Below are 16,423 nucleotides of genomic sequence, written 5' to 3' on the forward strand. Positions count from 1 at the left end.
GGTAACGACACAGGTCTTGGGTCTGGCCAAGCCTGCTTGATACTGTTTATATGGGCAGCATATTGTGATGGGTAATCCATGGGTCAATTCATGACTTCGGTACTCGTGGCGGGGGCTAACGAGCCATCACTTGACGCACAATGGTGTTGTGCATAGAATGAGCAAAGAGAATCAGGGACATGGCTGTCGAATTCAGGGACGTGTGGCTGGAGGCGTTTTACGAGAATAGCCAAAGCCATCGGAGGATACCCAGTACCATCGAAGGGGCATTGTTCAGGAAGCTGGAGATCCTGGACGCGGCGACCCGGGAGTCTGACTTGAGGAGCTCTCCGGGGAATCGGTTCGAGCACCTTGAAGGAAATCTGGACGGGTGGTGTTCTATCCGGGTAAACAAGCAGTACCGCCTGATCTTCGAATGGATCGATGGCGTTGCTCAAGGCACTTATCTGGATCCTCATATCTACAAGGGCTAGTGGAGGATAAGGTTATGCGGAACACAAGACGTCGTCCGGTCACGGTTGGCGAGATGCTGGTGAGCGAGTTCCTGGAGCCCATGAATATCGAAATCGGTGAGCTGGCCGAGGCAATGGGCGTCCACAGGAACACGTTGAGCCGGATCGTTCACGACAAAGGCGTTCTGACCGCCCCCATGGCGATCAAGTTGGCCGCGGCCTTGGGGAACACCCCGGAATTCTGGCTCAATATTCAACACGCGGTGGCGTTGTGGGATGTACGCCAGAGTGCCCATGAGCATGAAGCGAGAAACGTGAGAAGAGTCACGGGGCACTTGGAGAATAGAAAAGCGGCGACTCTTTGATCACCATGAAAATATAGAAACTCAGAGTTTGGTGCGCACCCGCCAATAGCCTGGTTCCGAGTCCTGGTTGCTCATACTCGTACCATGCGGCGGCCTCTATCGCTTCCTGCGAGGCCTCTTGCAGTATCCTTACCGTGTCCCACTTTTATCGGCCTATTCTTGCGCGAACCTTTGGTCGGAACCCATTGCGGCTTAACAGCGTGGCCTTGCCGCTCTTGACGTTGGACACACGGCGAGCAATTTCATCGTCCCAGGCTTGGGCGTGCTCAACAGAGTCATCCCGAGGGCCGTCCAAGCTCATTATGAGCTCGCGAGCCAGCGCCGCACGCTCCGACTCGGAGAGACTGGTAATCTGGGAACGTAGGAAATGGAATGCTTCGGTAGTCACGGTGCCTCCGCGAGTGGTGATGTTGCCATGCTATCGCGGTTCAGAGGCGCTAACAAGGCGGTCAAAAGGGGCGCAAAGCTGATTTCTGAGCTGCTGTGGGAAGATTGCCGGGCGGCGCTCCGCTTGCAAGCGAATTGCCAACGGCAGGGGAAAATAATTCGCTGCCAAGGCAGCTCCCACAGCGGCTTCGTTGTCCGGCATGATGGTTTTCAGTTGGACCCTAATCCGGAGTCCGCCCGGGCAGCGTCCGACAGAGAAAAGCTCCCGTGTAGAAGAGCTGCAAAGCCGCTATTGCAAATGCTCCGGACCTATTCGCCTGCAGGGCAGGCTCCTACAGCGGGGTTACGAAGCCGCTGTGGGAGCTACCCTGGAGGCGAACGAAGAGGTCAGAACTTCGCCTGCCCGGGTAGCCACAGCACCAGTTGCGGGAACAGGGAAATCAGCACCACCACTACCAGCATCACCGCCACGAAGGGCAGGGCGCCGCGCAGGATGTGGCCCCATTGCATGCCCGGTGGTGCCACGCCTTTGAAGTAGAACAGGCTGCCGCCCACCGGCGGGGTCAGGAAGGCGGTTTGCAGCATCACCGCCACGCAGGTGATCACCCACAGCGGATCCAGATCGTACTGCCGGATCAGCGGTAGGAAGATCGGGAACAGGATCAGCACGATGGCGATCCAGTCGATGAAGGCGCCGAGGACGAACGTCAGCCCCATGATCACCAGGTAGACACCCCATTTGCTCAGGTTAAGGTGGCTGACGAAGTCAACGATGATCTGGTCGCCGTCCATGCTGTGGAACAGGGCGGTGAAGCATACCGCGCCGACGATGGTGATCATCGCCATGGCGGTGATCTTGGCGGTTTCCTGCACCGATTCCTTGAGCATGGTGAGGCTGAAGCGGCCGTAGGCGATGGTCATCAGCAGAGCGACGAAGGCGCCGACACCGGAGGCTTCGGTGGGGGTGGCCCAGCCGGAGAAGATCGAGCCGAGCACCGCCGCCACCAGAATCACCGGCGGCACCAGATTGATCAGAGCGCCGCTGATGCGTTTGCCAACCGGCATGGCGGCGGCTTCTTCCGGGCTGAGCGCGGGGCCCCGTTCCGGGTAGCGCCAGCACAGCCCCAGTACGTACAGCACGTAGCACAGCGACAACAACAGGCCCGGCACGATGGCGGCCAGGAACAGCTTGCCCACCGACAACTCCGCTTCATTGCCCATGACGATCAGCATGATGCTGGGCGGGATCAGTACGCCCAGGGTGCCGCCGGCGGTGATCAGCGGAGATTTCCTTGCGGTAGCCATATTTTTCCAGCACCGGCGCGGCCAGCAGGCCCATGGTCACCACCGAGGCGCCGACGATGCCGGTGGTGGCGGCGAAGATGGTGGAGACGATGATGACCGCCACCGCCAGACCGCCGCGCACCGGGCCCAGCAGGTAGCGCAGTGACTCGAACAGGCCTTCCGCCACCGCCGATCGCGACAGGAAGTTGGCCATCAACGTGAACAACGGGATCGCCACCAGAGTGTAGTTGTTCATGGTGGAGAACACGGCGCTGACAAAAATGTCGATGATGCCGGTGCCCCAACTGGTGAGACCGAACAACATGGCGATGCCGCCGAACACGAAGGCGATCGGGTGGCCGGTGGCGATGCCCAGCAGCAGCGCGGCGAACATGCCGGCGATGATCCAGACTTCATTCATGTTGCGCCTCCGGCTGGTCGCCGCCTTCGATCAGTACCAGAAGGTGTTTGAGGGTTTCCGAGAGGCCTTGCAGTGCCAGCAGGGCGAAGCAGACCGGAATCACCGCCTTGAACGGATACAGTGGTGGCGCGAAGGCGGTGTTGCTGGTTTCGCCCATGGACCAGGAATACTCGGTGAAGCCGATGCCGTAGACCGCCACGGTGATCACGAACGGGAAGAACAGCACCAGGTAGCTGACGATGCTGAGTAACGCTTGCGCGCGCGGGCCCAGGTGTTCGTAGAGCAGGTCCACCGAGACGATGCTGCGATGCAGCAGAGCATAGGCGGCCACGATCATGAAGTGGAAGCCGAACAGCATGGTGATGGTCTCGAAGGCCCAGATGCCGGGCGCATTGAAGACCCGGCGGCTGACCACTTCGAACACGGTAACCAGCATCATCGCCAGCACCGACCAGGCGCCGATGCGGCCAACCCAGTCGCTGATGCCGTCGAGAATACGGATAAGGTGGCGTATGGCCTGCATGATCAATCCAGCCGGTAGCCGTTGAGTTCATTGGTGCCGAAGCTCCAGGGGCCCTGCATGCGGCGGTAGGGCGCGTAGGCTTTGAGGTAGGCCTGTTGGCTTTCCAGCACGTCCTGGAAGTCCGGGTTCTTGGCGGCGATGTCGCGTACCGCCTTGTTGACGATGCCTTCGATGGTTTTCAGATCTTCGTCGGGCATTTGGTTGACTTCGATGCCGTACTCCTCCTCGAACCGTTGCGCGGCGACGCCATCCATGTAATTCCGGTTGGCGCTGGAACGGGCCATGATCGCTTCGCTGGCGGTGGCGACGATGTTCTGTAGGTCCTCGGGCAGCTCGTTCCAGGCGTCCTTGTTGATGGCGATACCGTAGACCGCCGCGCTCTGATGCCAGCCCGGGGTGGACCAGTATTTGGTGACGTCCTGCAGGTGCAGGATTTCATCGGAGTCCGGGCCGCCCACTTCGCCAGCGTCCACCACGCCCCGTTGCAGTGCTTCATAGACGTCATACACGCCGATGGATACCGGCGAGGCGCCGAGCTCGGTCATTACCCGGGTCTGGATCAGGCCGGCGATACGCACTTTCAGGCCTTTGTAATCTTCCAGGCCGCGGATCGGCACATTGGAGCGAATGCCGGACTCGGTGCCCAGGGTAGTGATCGGGAAATAGACCGTGTTGAACTGGCCGTAAATGCGGTTGTATTGCTCCAGGCCGCCGGCGGCGTAGATCCATTGGAAAAAGTCGAAACCGCTGAAGCCCATGACATGAGAGCCGAGCAAATCGAAGGCGGTGTTCTTGCCGGACCAGTAGTTGGGCCAGTCGCCACCGGCTTGCACGGTGCCTTTGCTGACGGTGTCGAGCACCTGGGTCGGGCTGACCAACTGGCCTTGGGAATAGCGTTTGATTTTCAGGCGGCCGTTGCTGAGCTGGTCCACCAGATCAACGAATTCCTGTTCGTATTCGCCGGAGCTGGAGGTGTCGCTCCAGGTGCTGACCATTTTCCAGGTGAAGGTTTCCTGGGAGGTTGCGGTGCTTTTTTCCGTGCTGGCATTGGCGGTGTCACCGGCTTCGCCGGAACAGCCGGCAAGGGTGAACAGGGTGAATGCGGTGATGCCGATCAGCATCGTTTTGATGGGATTCATGGAACGCTCCTGGATTTGTTTTAGGAATGGCGTTGGTGGGTTCGCTTTGTTCTGCCTACGAAGCCGCTGTGGGAGACTTGCTTGCAAGCGAATCGCCAACGGCAGGAAAGCAATTCGCTGCCAAGGCAGCTTCCCACAGCGGCTTCGATTAACTCGTCGTGGGCACCCACTGCAAAAAGCAGACACCGCTGTCCTCGTCCTGCTGAAAGTGCACTTTCACACGCACGCCGCATTGAATCTTCTCCACGTCTGCGCCGAAGGCGTTGCCGAGTAGCCTTAAGCCGTTTTCCAGTTCGGCGACGACGATGGCGTAGGGGAGATGGTCCTTGAACCAGGGGTGGGGCGCGCGGTACACCACGGAGTAGGTGTAGACCACCGCCTGATCGGGCATCACCGGCCAATGGAAACGGTCGCCGTGGCACTGTTTGCACAGGTCCCGGGGCGGCCATTGCAACTGACCGCAGGCGTCGCATTGTTGTACCCGCAGCTGCTGATCTTTGAGGCCCTGGAAGTGAGCCTGATAGAGCGGGTCCTCGATGTCGGGCAGGGGGCGTTGAACGGGGTTACCCATGGTGTCCTCGCTGGGTCCTGTGACCATTAGTTGTGCAGGATGGCGATGGCGCCGTCGCCGAAATCGCCATAGCCGGTGACCAGGCCGAGATGGGCACCGGCCACCTGGGCCTGATCGGCGTCGCCGCGCAGTTGGCGCACCGCCTCCACCACGTGGTTCATGCCGGAGATATGCGCCTGGGAGAGCAAGCCGCCGTGGGTGTTCAGCGGTAATTCTCCGCCCAGGGCGATGCGGCCGTTGGCGACGAAGTCCGGTGCTTCGCCGCGCTGGCAGAAGCCGATTTCCTCCAACTGCCGCAGCACGATGAAGGTGAAGCAGTCATAGATCTCGGCGAAATCCAGTTCGTCCAGGCGGATGCCGGCAATGTCCAGCGCCCGCGGTGCCGCTTTGCCGATGCCCATGCCGAGAATGTCCGGGCGATTGCTGAGATCGTCCGGAGAATCGGGATGGCCTTCGGCGGTGGCCGCCACGTACACCGGCGGCTTGCCACCGGCGCGGCGCGCGGCGTCGGCGCGGGTTACCAGAATGGCGGCGGCGCCGTCGGTTTCCAAGCATACGTCCAGTAGCTTGAACGGCGTCACCAGCATCGGGGAGGCATCGTAGTCCTCCCGGCTCATGGGCCGGTCACGGAACCAGGCGCGCGGGTTGAGGTGGGCGTGGCGGCGGGTGTTCAAGGCCACCGTGGCCATGCCTTCGCGGCTGGCGTTGGTTTCATGGAACCAGCGGTTGGCGTGCAGGCTGTACCACTGCATCGGCGCGATCATGCCGTAGGGGTATTCCAGATTGCGGCGGATGTCATCGCCGGGCCACACCACCCGGGGGCCGGAGTCGGTGGCACCCAGGCGCATGCTGCTGTAGGCGTTGCGGCCGGCGCTGACCAGCACGCGTTCGGCAATGCCCGAGGCCACCGCATGGCAGGCCAGGTGCAAACCGGCCACCGGGCTGGCGCCGCCGATCTTGATGTGGGCGTGGAACTTCAGATCGGTGATGCCCAGGCCGGCGACGAAGTCCTCGTTGGTGCCCACCCGTGAGGTCATCACCAGGCCGTCCACGGCGCCGCTTTCGGTACCTGCGTCGGCGCAGGCTTTCAGCGAGGCTTCCATCAGCAGTTGCAGGCCGCTTTTGTCGGTGCCCCGGGTGTATTCGGTTTCGCCGATGCCGGCGATGGCGGCGGTGTCCGGTTGATAGCGGCTCATGACGCGGCCCCGGTGTTCAGCCCCAGTTTATCCATGGCCAGGGTGCGAAGGGCCGGCTTGTCGAACTTGCCAGTGAGGGTGATCGGCCATTCCTCCCGGGTTACCGCCACCAGGTGTTTGGGTATCTTGAAGCCGGCGATGCGTTCCTTGCAGAAGGCTTTCAGGGTTTCCAGTTCCAAATCCTTGCCGGGGTGGGTTTCCACCACGGCTGTCACAGCTTCGCCCCAGCGGTCGTCGGGAACGCCGACAACCTGCACGGTGGCGATATGCGGGTGCTGTTCCAGGAACATTTCCACTTCCCGCTGTGATACGTTTTCGCCGCCGGTTTTCACCATCTGCTTGAAACGGCCCCGGTAGTAGACGTTGCCACCGGCGTCTTTCCAGCCGTAGTCGCCGGTGTGGAAGAAGCCTTCGTCGTCCATGCTCTCGGCGGTTTGCTTCGGCATCTTGTAGTAGCCGAGGAACAGCGACCAGCCGCGCACGCAGATTTCTCCGGGCTCGTCGGCGCCGCATTCCCGGCCGCTTTCCGGGTTCACTATTTTCACTTCGCAGCCGGGGAAAGGGCGGCCGTTGCTGTTCTTGCGCACGACCTCGTCGCTTTCTTCCGGCGGTACCGCCACCGAGGTGCCTTCGGTAAAGCCGTAGTGGTGGGTGACCGAGGTGTGGCCAAAGCCCAGCTCGCGGACTTTGTCGTACCACTCGGGGCCGCAGGCCAGCATGATGCGGTCGACCTGGCTGACGTCGGTATCGGCGAAGTCCGGGTGCGCCGACATGGCCCGGTAGTGGGTGTCGAAGCCGCCCATGCAGGTGATGCCTTCCTCGCGGATCAGCTTCAGGGCGTGGCCCGCTTCGAAGTAGTCCATCAGCACCGTGGTGGCGCCGAACAAGGCGTTGCCCAGGGTGGTATAGATGCAGCCGCCGACATGATAGAAGGGCGACATGCCGAGCTGGCGGTCACCGGGTTTCATGCGGAAGGTGGATTGATAAAGGTGCCCGGCGATGGCGACGTTACTGCCGTGGCTGCGCAGCGCCGGTTTCGGGAAGGCGGTGCTGCCGGAGGTGAACAGAATATAGGACGGTGCGCTGGGGGAGAGCCGGGCGAACCAGGCTTCCACTTCCCGTGGCCGCACGTGGGCGCCGGAGTCCATGACATCGTTGAAGTCGAAGCAGCCGTCGTGGGTTTGGCCCGCCGGGCTCAGCGTCACCACGGTTTTCAGATGGGGGAAGCGTTGGCTGTGCAGGAAGCCCGGCGCGGCAGTGGCCAGTTCCGGCAGCAGTTCGGAGAACAGGGCCAGGTAGTCCACGTCGCGGAATTCGTCCATGGTCACCAGTGCCTTGACGTCGGCGCAGTGCAGCACGTGTTCCAGTTCCTGACGGCGGAACGTCACGTTGATCGGCACGATCACCGCGCCCAGCAGGCTGATGGCGTAGGACAGATAGAACCATTCCGGCCGGCCGCCGATCAGGGTGGCCACGTGATCGCCGGGCCCGATACCCAGGTTGCTCAGTCCCTTGGCCAACGCGCAGGCCCGTTGGTATTGCTGTGCGAAGGTGATCGACTCTCCGTGATAACGCAGTGCGACGCCGTCCGGCCAGTGCTCGGCCGCGTCCCGGGCCGCGTCGGGAATGGTTTTGTGCAACAGAGACGGCTCGCTGGCCATGATCGGTTCTCCTTGTTGGCGGGGGGGCAGGCTCGACTGACCGGTCAGCCTAGAACGGGCACCACTCCTGTTCTTGCGTCAACTGGCTAGACGTATGCGGGCTTCCACTGTGGGAAGCTGCCTTGGCAGCGAATGGGGTCTCGGTCTCCCAAGTACTTCGTTTGCAAGCAAGTTCCCACAGCGGCTTCGTGGCCCTCTCCGTGGGAAACGATTAAGGTAGCAACCACTCCATGCATCCAGGACGCGTACGAAGGAGAAGGAATCAATATGGCGATGGTATTGGTCACCGGCGGTGCCGGTTATATCGGCTCTCACACGGTATTGTTGCTGCTGGAAGCGGGCCATCGGGTGGTGGTGGTGGATAACTTCAGCAACAGCAGTGCGGAATCGCTGCGCCGGGTGGAAGCACTGACGGGCAAGAGCGTGGCGCTGGTGGAAGGGGATATCCGTGACGGCGGGCTTATGGAGCAGGTGTTGCGGGATCACCAGGTGGAAGCGGTGGTGCATTTCGCCGGCCTGAAGGCGGTGGGGGAATCCGTGGCTCAGCCGCTGCGCTATTACGATTGCAACGTGGTGGGCACGATTCGCTTGCTGGAGGCGATGGACAATGTGGGTGTGCGTCGTTTGGTGTTCAGCTCTTCCGCCACTGTCTATGGTGACCCGGCCACGGTGCCGATCCGTGAGGATTTTCCACTCAGTGCCACCAATCCCTATGGCGCCACCAAGCTCCACATCGAGAATATGCTGCGCGATCTTTATCGTGCCGAGCCATCCTGGGGGCTGGCGTTGCTGCGCTATTTCAACCCGGTGGGGGCGCATGAGAGCGGCCGCATCGGTGAAGATCCCAACGGCGAGCCGAATAACCTGATGCCTTATATCGCCCAGGTAGCGGTGGGCAAGCGTGAGAAACTGCGTGTATTCGGCGGCGATTACAACACGCCGGACGGCACCGGCGTGCGGGATTATATCCACGTCATGGATCTGGCCCAGGGCCACTTGGCGGCGCTGGAGGCGCTGACCGGCCCCGGGCTGATCACCACCAATCTGGGTACCGGCCAGGGTTACAGTGTGCTGGATATGGTGCAGGCCTTTGCCCGCGCCAGCGGTCGCGACATTCCTTACGATATCGTCGAGCGCCGGCCCGGTGACGTGGCGGTGTGCTACGCGGACCCCGCCCATGCGGAGCGGGTTCTGGGCTGGAAAGCTACCCGTGGCGTGGACGCCATGTGCGCGGATCACTGGCGCTGGCAGCAGAGTAATCCCGAGGGCTATCGCTGCTAAAGCAGCTTCCCACAGACCGGACCACGAAGCCGCTGTAGGAGCTTGCCCTGCAAGCGATTGGGCTTCACGTCAAAAGATTCGCTTGCAGGGCAAGCTCCTACAGTGGCCTTGTAGCGATCTCGAGGGCAGCAGCAATGTAATCCCGCTGGCGTGTGGTGCGGGTCGGTGATACAAGGAAAGGACGCTTTGACCAGACCAAGGAGGTTGTCATGACGCGTTCATTGGGGATTCTGGGAGCCGGGGGGCACGGCAAAGTCATCGCCGATACCGCCATTGCGTCCGGGTGGCGCAAGATCGCTTTTTACGATGACGCCTGGCCCAAGAAGCAGACCAACGGGCGCTGGCAGGTTTCCGGGCGCAGCGGCGAACTGCTGGAGGAAATCGGCGCCATGGATTCGGTGACCGTCGGTATCGGACGCAATAATGTCCGCTTGCAGAAACTGTCGGAATTGCTGGAGTCGGGGGCGACCCTGGCGACCATCGTTCATCCCCATGCGTCGGTGAGCCGGTTCGCGGAGATGGGCGCCGGCAGCGTGGTCTTCGCCAGCGCCGTGGTCAACGTGGATTGCGTGCTGGGCATGGGCTGCATCGTCAATACCGGGGCCACGGTGGATCGGGATTGCCGGCTGGCCGCTTGTGTCCATGTCTGTCCCGGCGTGCATCTGGCCAGTGACGTGACCGTGGGGGAGGGCAGTTTCATTGGTATCGGCGCGGTGGTGAAGGAGGGGGTCACCATTGGCGCGAACGTGGTGGTGGGCGCGGGGGCCGTGGTGCTGCACGATGTGCCCGACGGCCTCACCGTCATGGGCGTGCCGGCGCGATAAGGAGCCCGTTTTCCCCCGATGAGTCTGGATACTTTTCAATGGGCCAAGGTCGTGGCCTCATTGGCGATGCCGGTGTCGCCAGTATTGCTGCTTTTGATCTGCGGTACCGTGTTGTTGTGGTGGGGGCGGGCGCGCCGTTGGGCGCTGGCCATGATCACCACGGGCACGGCGCTGCTGCTGCTGTTCTCCCTGCCGGGCACCGCCCGCTGGCTCGGCGGCCCTCTTGAGCATGCCTACCCGCCACTGACCACGCCGCCACCGGCGTCCTGGGTGGTGGTGCTGGGCGGCGGCGCGCTGGACGATCCTGCCTTGCCGCCACCTTCCCGATTACGAGCCCATTCCCTGGCCCGCCTGGCCGAAGGGGTACGCCAGTTCCAGCTGCAGCCCTCGGCGAAGCTGATTGTATCCGGGGGCGCCCCGGACACCACCCCGGACACCGTGACTTCGGCGGATGCCATGGCGGTGGTGGCGACGGCCTGGGGCGTGCCGGAGGAAGCGATCTGGCGCTCCCGGGATGCGCTGAATACGGAGCAGGAGGCCCGGGCGGTGGCGCGCTGGGTGCCGCCGGAAGAGCGGGTGATCCTGGTGACGTCGGCATTACACATGCCGAGGGCGCTGGCGCAGTTTCGCCAACATGGCATTAATGCAGTGCCGGCGCCGGCCGGGCCCTACTGGACACCAGGGCTGGGGCGGGCGCACTGGGGCGATCGCTTGCCGGGGGCGGAGCCGCTCTATGTGCTGGAACTGAGCTGGTGGGAGAGGCTGGGTGCCTGGTGGCAGCGGCACTCGGGGTAGTTTAAGTGGTATACGGAAATATGAAATAAAATGCGCCTCTAAAAGAGGCGCGGAATGCGAAATCAAAAGGAGATAATGTCGTAAAGAAAGCTTTGATCATCACGCTCCGGCCACATCCATGTTGTTGCTCATCCATTGCGCGATAATTCGAGCATGCCGTGTCACTTCGCCGATTACAATTACCAAATGTTGCGGAGTGTTGCTCCATGAGAGGATGGTGCTCTTTCCCCTGTTACAAAAATGTCGCTTTCGAGTACTTCCCTGGGTATTAAACCTGCTATTATATCGCCCCTTCGTCAGAAGGAATTGGCCAGGCGTTGTCAATCCCCTGAATGGGGGATTTTCCTGCTCAGCCGGCTGCTGTAAAAACGTTAAATTATTGCAAAAACAGCAGGGCGTCGTGGGTGTGTCACACCGAGTGTCATGCATTCACATTTACACTCCGTTTACCTAACGCGTGAACTATAAAACGTTACGCGCGGGCCTGGAAGTGTGACTTGTATCACATGATAATGGCTCTCTTTCGTTGACATTGAGACGACTAAGGACAGGTCCTATGCATACCGCTTCTTCACCGCTGCACAGTGCTGTGGCTCGGGTGCTCAAATGCTCCCGTTGGCAGAAAAGAGCCATTATGCTGATGGCGGACGCGGTGGCACTGCCGGTGATGTTGTGGACCGCCTACGCCCTGCGCTTCGGCAATCTGTTCCCGCCGATCGAGGACCCCTGGTTATTCCCTCTGACCGTGCTGGTGGGGTTGCCCGCGCTCTATCTGCTTGGATTTTACCGTTCCATTGTCCGTTACCTCGGCGCGGAGGTGGCTTGGTCGGTGGTGCTTGGCATGACCGCCACGGTGGTGGTTTTAGCGAGCCTCTCCTATATGGTGCCGGCGATGGTGCCGCGGTCCGTGTTTTTGATTTTCTGGGCCCTGGGTGTGCTGTATCTGGGATCCAGCCGGTTTTTGGCACGGCGGTTCCTGTACCGGATTATGTCCGGTTATTTTACCACCGAGCCGGTGGCGGTTTATGGTGCCGGTGGCGCCGGAGGACAATTGGTGACCGCTTTACAACAAGGGCGGGAGCTGCATCCGGTTTTAGTGGTGGATGACGATCCGGGTAAACAGGGCACCTTGCTCTCCGGTGTGCCGGTGGTGGATCGCCTGACCTTGAAACAGGCGGTGTCGGAAGAACGTATTCGCACCGTGTTGCTGGCGATGCCGAACCTGTCCCGGCAGCGCCGCATGGCGGTGGTCAGCTGGCTGGAGAAGCTGGATGTGCGGGTACAGACCGTACCGGCCTTCGCCGATATCGCCAGCGGCAAGGCGCGCCTGGAAGAGATTCAGGATGTCGCCATCGAGGATCTGTTGGGTCGCGACGCGGTGCCGCCGCGGCTGGATCTGCTGAGCCGCTGTATCAGCGGTAAACATGTGATGGTGACCGGCGCCGGCGGCTCCATCGGTTCCGAGTTGTGCCGCCAGATTCTGAAGTTGAACCCAAGCCGCTTGGTGTTGCTGGAGCAGAGCGAGGTGGCGCTGTACGACATTGAGCGGGAACTGGGCGGGGTGCTGCGCGAGAGCGGTAAGGACATCGAGTTGGTGCCGATGCTGGGCTCAGTGGTGAACCGGGGTCTGGTGAAGAGCCTGTGCCAGGAACAGCGCATTGATACCCTTTACCATGCGGCTGCCTACAAGCACGTTCCCATTGTCGAGGCCAACCCGGACGCCGGGGTGCGCAACAACATTATCGGCACCCTGGCCGCCGCCGAAGGGGCACGGGATGCCGGTGTTCGCCATTTTATTCTGATTTCCACCGACAAGGCGGTACGGCCCACCAACGTGATGGGGGCCACCAAACGCTTTGCCGAGCTGGTACTGCAGGCCCTGGCCAGCACCACTGACAACACCATTTTCTCCATGGTGCGGTTCGGTAACGTGCTGGGTTCTTCCGGGTCGGTGGTGCCGTTGTTCCGCAAGCAGATCATGCAGGGCGGCCCGGTGACGGTGACTCATCCGGACGTGATCCGTTACTTCATGACCATTCCCGAGGCGGCCCAACTGGTGATTCAGGCCGGTGCCATGGCCAAGGGCGGCGAGGTGTTCGTGCTCGATATGGGCGAGCCGGTACGGATCATGGATCTGGCCACCACCATGATTCGCCTGATGGGGATGAGTGTTCGCGACACCACCAACCCGGACGGCGATATCGAAGTGGTGTTCTCCGGTCTGCGTCCCGGTGAAAAGCTGTATGAGGAACTGCTGATCGGTGAGTGCTCCATCGAAACCGAGCATGAGATGATCATGCAGGCCCATGAGGAGAAACTGACGCCGGCCGAGATCCAAGAGGCTTTGGATCGTTTCCGTACCGCGCTGGAACGCGGCGATCAGGATGCCCTGCGTGCTCTGCTGCGCGCTTATGTGAACGGCTACCAGCCACGTCAGGATGATGACGATGACGCGCTGGTTCTACAGCCGACCGCCGATCAGGCTGTCCACAAGAAAGCGGCTCCCTACAAGGCGCCTTCGCCGACGCACTGAGTTCCTTCAATCTTTTCTCGAGCCGCTGCTGTAGGAGCCTGCCCTGCAGGCGAATCTTTTGGGCCTGAAGCCCAATTCGCCTGCAGGGCAGGCTCCTACAGCGGCTGAGAAACAAGCCGTCGAAAGGGCGATCACATTCCCAGCGGATCATTCAAAAACCGTATCGCCCGCCGGTCACGGGTATAAGCTACATTGAGCCGCAACCAGGGTGAGACCGTTTCACCGGGTAGGAACAGATGCCCCGGTGACAGACTGACGCCGGATTGCCGGGCCAGATCCACCAGTTTTTGCGAATCCGCCACGCCCGGATAGCGGGCCCAGATGAACATGCCTCCCGCCGGTTCGGAATGAACCTCCCAGCCCGCCGACCGCACCAGGTTGAGGGCGGTGACCATTTGCGCGGAAAGCCGCGTGCGCAGCCGTTCCACCAGCTTGCGGTAGGCGCCGTTGTGCAACATGGTCATGACCACCTGCTCGGAGAAACGGGAGGCGGAAATGCTGGTCAGCATTTTGATGTCCACCAGCGGTTTGATCCGCGCCGACGCCGCGGCGATAAATCCCACCCTCAGTGAACTGGACAGGCTTTTCGAGAAACTGCCGAGGTAGATCACCCGCCTGAGGCCATCGAGCGCCGCCAGGCGTAATGTCGGCTCATGTTGGAAGTCGGCGTAAATGTCGTCCTCGACGATCTGGAAGTCGTGCCGATCCGCCAGTTGCAGGATGCGGTGGGCAAAGGTCGGTGCCAGGGTGGTGCCGGTGGGGTTCTGGAACACACTGTTGGTGAAAAACAGTTTGGGTTTGTGGGTCTTGAGCAGATGCGCCATGCGCTCCGGGTCAGGCCCGCCGGCCAGCCGGGGGACGCCCACTACATGTACCTGCTGCAGCTTCAACAGGCCGAGCAGATTGTAGTAACCCGGCGATTCCACGAACACGGTGTCGCCGGGTTTCAGCAACAGCCGCACCAGCAAGTCCAGAGCATGGCTGCCGCCGCCGGTAAGCAGGATCTGCTGGGTGCCGGCGTCGATACCGAGCAGCCGAAGGCGCTCCCTGATCAGTGAACGCAACTCCGGGGTGCCCAGGGGCGTGCTGTAATCGAGGATGCCGGCACTGTCCTGGCGGGTGACCTGGCGGATCGCGTAGGAGAGGTCCTCCACTTCCAGCCAACTGCCCGGCAGCCAGCCACAGCCGAGCTTCAGCGTGGAAGCGTCGCTCTGGAACAGGCTCCAGCGATCATCGGCGACTTCTTCCTCGGCGACCGGCTCGGTGCCGGTCAGCATTCTGGCGGCGCCATCCGCCACGTAGAAGCCGGAGCCGGGCTTGGAACGCACCAGTCCCTGGGCCACCAGACGTTCATAGGCTTCAATGGCGGCGTTGCGGCTCACCTGCAGCTCACTGGACAGGCGGCGGATGGACGGCAGCCGGCTGCCGCCACCGGCGCCGTTGTGCACGATCCAGTGGCGGATCCCGTCTTCGATTTGTAGCGCTATGGGCAGCCCTGAGTCCGGGTCCATATTCAGCTTCATGCCAAGTCCTTAACCCGCATAACCGTTACCGGAAAACCCGGAACAGTTCATCGATAACCAGAGCCAAGTGTACCTTACCGTCGAATCCGGCGAATACGACCATGGTGTGGTCCCGCCCGAGTGAGGCGGCCCCTGTATCCCGTTTTCTCAAGGTCCGTTATGCGCCGTTTCGACGCCCTGCGTTTGGCTTTTGCCCTCTGCATTATCACTTCCGCCTCCAACCTTCAGGCGCCGCTGTACAGCGCCCTGGCCGCCAAGGACGGTGTTGGCGTGGGGGTGACCACGGTGGCCTTCGCCTGCTATGTGTTCGGCATCATACCGGTGCTGTTGGCGCTGAACGGCTTATCGGAGCGGGTAGGGCGCAAGCCGTTGATCCTGACGGCGCTGGTATTGTGCCTGGCGGCAACGATGCTGACCCTGGTCGCCCCGGGAATTCTGGCCCTGGGCGCGGCCCGTTTTCTGGTCGGGGTGGCCACGGCGCTGGCCTCCAGCGTGGCGCCGGGCTACATGTATGATCTGTTCTCCGGCGGCGACCACCGGCGTGCCGCCAACTGGGTGACCGCCGCCACCTCCCTCGGGTTCGGTCTGGGCCCGGCGGTGACCAGCCTGTTTCTGCTACAGGCCAGTAGCCTGACACCACCCAGTTTCCCGCTCTATCTGCTGGCCGCGGCGGTGGCTTTCGTGCTGGTCGCCGGCTTAAGGGATGGCGCGGCCAGATCAAAGCAGGCGCCGTTGGCCCGATTACCGTTCTTCCCGGTGGGTTCGCTGATCTTCGGATGGGCAATCCTGCTGGCCTGGGGCACGGTGGGGCTGGTCATCGCCATCCTGCCTTCGGCACTGCAAAGGCACGGCCTGAGTGAGTGGTCCGGCTTCGCGGTGCTGGCCACCTGCAGCTGCGGCGTGCTGTTCCAGCCTCTGGCGCGGCTGCTGCCATCGCGCATTTCCACCCGTATCGGACTGCTGATTCTGCCGGCGGCCTACGCCCTGATCGCCTGGGGAGCGCTGCACGGGCAATTCGCCGGTGTGCTGGCGGGCGCGGTGCTGGCGAGCAGCGCCTGCTACGGCTTCATCTACCTGGGCGGCCTCAGCGCCGTGCTGGCGCTGGGCGAAGAACGCCGCGCCGCCGCCAGCGCCGGGTTCTTCCTGATGGCCTATTTCGGTTTCATCCTGCCGGTTATAGTGACCGGGGTTCTGGTGGACCTGTGGGGGCATCAAGTGGCGCTGACGGCATACGGAGCGGTGCTGACTATCGGGGTTCTGGCGGTGATTGCTTCCCTGCATGACGAGCCCGCCACAGCGGTTTCGTAGCTCCTTCTGTGGGAAGCTGGCTTGCCAGCGAATACAGCGCAAATTCATGTCTCCAAGGCCATGGTCTCCCCTCGGGCACTGCCTTACTGTGCAATGTCGGGTAAAACTTATGTGATACCGCTAGTGGTTCCGGTTCGCGCAAGGACAGGTCGGGACCAAG

General features: G+C 61.9%; 14 protein-coding genes and 1 pseudogene. 7 read left to right on the forward strand and 8 right to left on the reverse strand.

Annotation, left to right across the window (positions count from 1 at the left end; translation table 11 throughout):
- The first annotated feature begins 179 nt into the window (after nucleotides 1-179).
- Nucleotides 180-473, forward strand: coding sequence for a type II toxin-antitoxin system RelE/ParE family toxin (locus B5T_RS08490; protein WP_041716946.1), 294 nt, complete (start codon nucleotides 180-182; stop codon nucleotides 471-473).
- 14 nt (nucleotides 474-487) lie between these two features.
- A complete protein-coding gene (locus tag B5T_RS08495) occupies nucleotides 488-817 on the forward strand; it encodes a HigA family addiction module antitoxin (protein WP_041716947.1) in 330 nt (109 codons plus the stop codon).
- Between the two features lie 145 nt (nucleotides 818-962).
- Here the strand turns inward: B5T_RS08495 and B5T_RS23740 are convergent, their stop codons facing one another.
- The 7 genes and pseudogenes from B5T_RS23740 to B5T_RS08525 all read right to left on the reverse strand — a co-directional run bounded on the left by B5T_RS23740 (nucleotide 963) and on the right by B5T_RS08525 (nucleotide 7,999).
- A complete protein-coding gene (locus B5T_RS23740) occupies nucleotides 963-1,205 on the reverse strand; it encodes an addiction module protein (RefSeq protein WP_014994084.1) in 243 nt (80 codons plus the stop codon).
- 386 nt (nucleotides 1,206-1,591) lie between these two features.
- A pseudogene (locus B5T_RS22535) lies at nucleotides 1,592-2,909 on the reverse strand (TRAP transporter large permease).
- On the reverse strand, nucleotides 2,902-3,432 hold the full coding sequence (locus B5T_RS08505; protein ID WP_014994085.1) for a TRAP transporter small permease subunit: 531 nt from the start codon (nucleotides 3,430-3,432) through the stop codon (nucleotides 2,902-2,904). Before B5T_RS08505 ends, B5T_RS22535 begins: the two are co-directional and overlap by 8 nt.
- 2 nt (nucleotides 3,433-3,434) lie before the next feature.
- Entirely contained in the window at nucleotides 3,435-4,571 is a 1,137-nt protein-coding gene (gene dctP / locus B5T_RS08510; protein WP_014994086.1) for a TRAP transporter substrate-binding protein DctP, read from the reverse strand.
- Between the two features lie 148 nt (nucleotides 4,572-4,719).
- On the reverse strand, nucleotides 4,720-5,142 hold the full coding sequence (locus B5T_RS08515) for a Zn-ribbon domain-containing OB-fold protein (RefSeq protein ID WP_014994087.1): 423 nt from the start codon (nucleotides 5,140-5,142) through the stop codon (nucleotides 4,720-4,722).
- A 26-nt stretch (nucleotides 5,143-5,168) separates the two neighbouring features.
- Complete coding sequence (locus B5T_RS08520; RefSeq protein WP_014994088.1) at nucleotides 5,169-6,338, reverse strand: thiolase C-terminal domain-containing protein; 1,170 nt, start codon at nucleotides 6,336-6,338, stop codon at nucleotides 5,169-5,171.
- Entirely contained in the window at nucleotides 6,335-7,999 is a 1,665-nt protein-coding gene (locus B5T_RS08525; RefSeq protein ID WP_014994089.1) for an AMP-binding protein, read from the reverse strand. Before B5T_RS08525 ends, B5T_RS08520 begins: the two co-directional genes overlap by 4 nt.
- Before the next feature lie 267 nt (nucleotides 8,000-8,266).
- On the opposite strand from B5T_RS08525, the gene galE reads away from it, so the two are divergent.
- From galE to B5T_RS08545, 4 genes are all read left to right on the forward strand, one after another.
- Complete coding sequence (gene galE, locus B5T_RS08530) at nucleotides 8,267-9,280, forward strand: UDP-glucose 4-epimerase GalE (protein WP_014994090.1); 1,014 nt, start codon at nucleotides 8,267-8,269, stop codon at nucleotides 9,278-9,280.
- Nucleotides 9,281-9,489: 209 nt separating this feature from the next.
- The gene (locus B5T_RS08535; protein ID WP_014994091.1) at nucleotides 9,490-10,104 is read left to right on the forward strand and encodes an acetyltransferase; all 615 of its coding nucleotides are present in this window, start codon (nucleotides 9,490-9,492) and stop codon (nucleotides 10,102-10,104) included.
- 18 nt (nucleotides 10,105-10,122) lie between these two features.
- Nucleotides 10,123-10,899 (forward strand): ElyC/SanA/YdcF family protein, encoded by a 777-nt coding sequence (locus B5T_RS08540; RefSeq protein WP_014994092.1) that lies wholly within the window; start codon nucleotides 10,123-10,125, stop codon nucleotides 10,897-10,899.
- 556 nt (nucleotides 10,900-11,455) lie between these two features.
- Nucleotides 11,456-13,432 carry a polysaccharide biosynthesis protein gene (locus B5T_RS08545; RefSeq protein WP_014994093.1) on the forward strand — a complete coding sequence of 659 codons (1,977 nt, stop codon included), beginning with the start codon at nucleotides 11,456-11,458 and terminating at the stop codon, nucleotides 13,430-13,432.
- Nucleotides 13,433-13,563: 131 nt separating this feature from the next.
- Here B5T_RS08545 and B5T_RS08550 read toward each other — a convergent pair whose 3' ends face one another.
- Entirely contained in the window at nucleotides 13,564-14,955 is a 1,392-nt protein-coding gene (locus B5T_RS08550) for an aminotransferase-like domain-containing protein (RefSeq protein ID WP_014994094.1), read from the reverse strand.
- Nucleotides 14,956-15,114: 159 nt separating this feature from the next.
- Here B5T_RS08550 and B5T_RS08555 point away from each other — a divergent pair, with 159 nt between their 5' ends.
- Nucleotides 15,115-16,263 (forward strand): MFS transporter, encoded by a 1,149-nt coding sequence (locus B5T_RS08555; protein ID WP_014994095.1) that lies wholly within the window; start codon nucleotides 15,115-15,117, stop codon nucleotides 16,261-16,263.
- Nucleotides 16,264-16,423: the final 160 nt, after the last annotated feature.

This window comes from Alloalcanivorax dieselolei B5, assembly GCF_000300005.1.
GTDB classification, from domain to species: Bacteria; Pseudomonadota; Gammaproteobacteria; order Pseudomonadales; family Alcanivoracaceae; genus Alloalcanivorax; species Alloalcanivorax dieselolei.

Excerpts from the sequence above, each read along its gene's own strand:
- B5T_RS08490 (WP_041716946.1), top strand. The coding sequence starts at position 180 with ATGGCTGTCGAATTCAGGGACGTGTGGCTGGAGGCGTTTTACGAGAAT.
- B5T_RS08495 (WP_041716947.1), top strand. The coding sequence starts at position 488 with ATGCGGAACACAAGACGTCGTCCGGTCACGGTTGGCGAGATGCTGGTG.
- B5T_RS08505 (WP_014994085.1), bottom strand. The coding sequence starts at position 3,432 with ATGCAGGCCATACGCCACCTTATCCGTATTCTCGACGGCATCAGCGAC.
- dctP (WP_014994086.1), bottom strand. The coding sequence starts at position 4,571 with ATGAATCCCATCAAAACGATGCTGATCGGCATCACCGCATTCACCCTG.
- B5T_RS08515 (WP_014994087.1), bottom strand. The coding sequence starts at position 5,142 with ATGGGTAACCCCGTTCAACGCCCCCTGCCCGACATCGAGGACCCGCTC.
- B5T_RS08520 (WP_014994088.1), bottom strand. The coding sequence starts at position 6,338 with ATGAGCCGCTATCAACCGGACACCGCCGCCATCGCCGGCATCGGCGAA.
- B5T_RS08525 (WP_014994089.1), bottom strand. The coding sequence starts at position 7,999 with ATGGCCAGCGAGCCGTCTCTGTTGCACAAAACCATTCCCGACGCGGCC.
- galE (WP_014994090.1), top strand. The coding sequence starts at position 8,267 with ATGGCGATGGTATTGGTCACCGGCGGTGCCGGTTATATCGGCTCTCAC.
- B5T_RS08535 (WP_014994091.1), top strand. The coding sequence starts at position 9,490 with ATGACGCGTTCATTGGGGATTCTGGGAGCCGGGGGGCACGGCAAAGTC.
- B5T_RS08540 (WP_014994092.1), top strand. The coding sequence starts at position 10,123 with ATGAGTCTGGATACTTTTCAATGGGCCAAGGTCGTGGCCTCATTGGCG.
- B5T_RS08545 (WP_014994093.1), top strand. The coding sequence starts at position 11,456 with ATGCATACCGCTTCTTCACCGCTGCACAGTGCTGTGGCTCGGGTGCTC.
- B5T_RS08550 (WP_014994094.1), bottom strand. The coding sequence starts at position 14,955 with ATGAAGCTGAATATGGACCCGGACTCAGGGCTGCCCATAGCGCTACAA.
- B5T_RS08555 (WP_014994095.1), top strand. The coding sequence starts at position 15,115 with ATGCGCCGTTTCGACGCCCTGCGTTTGGCTTTTGCCCTCTGCATTATC.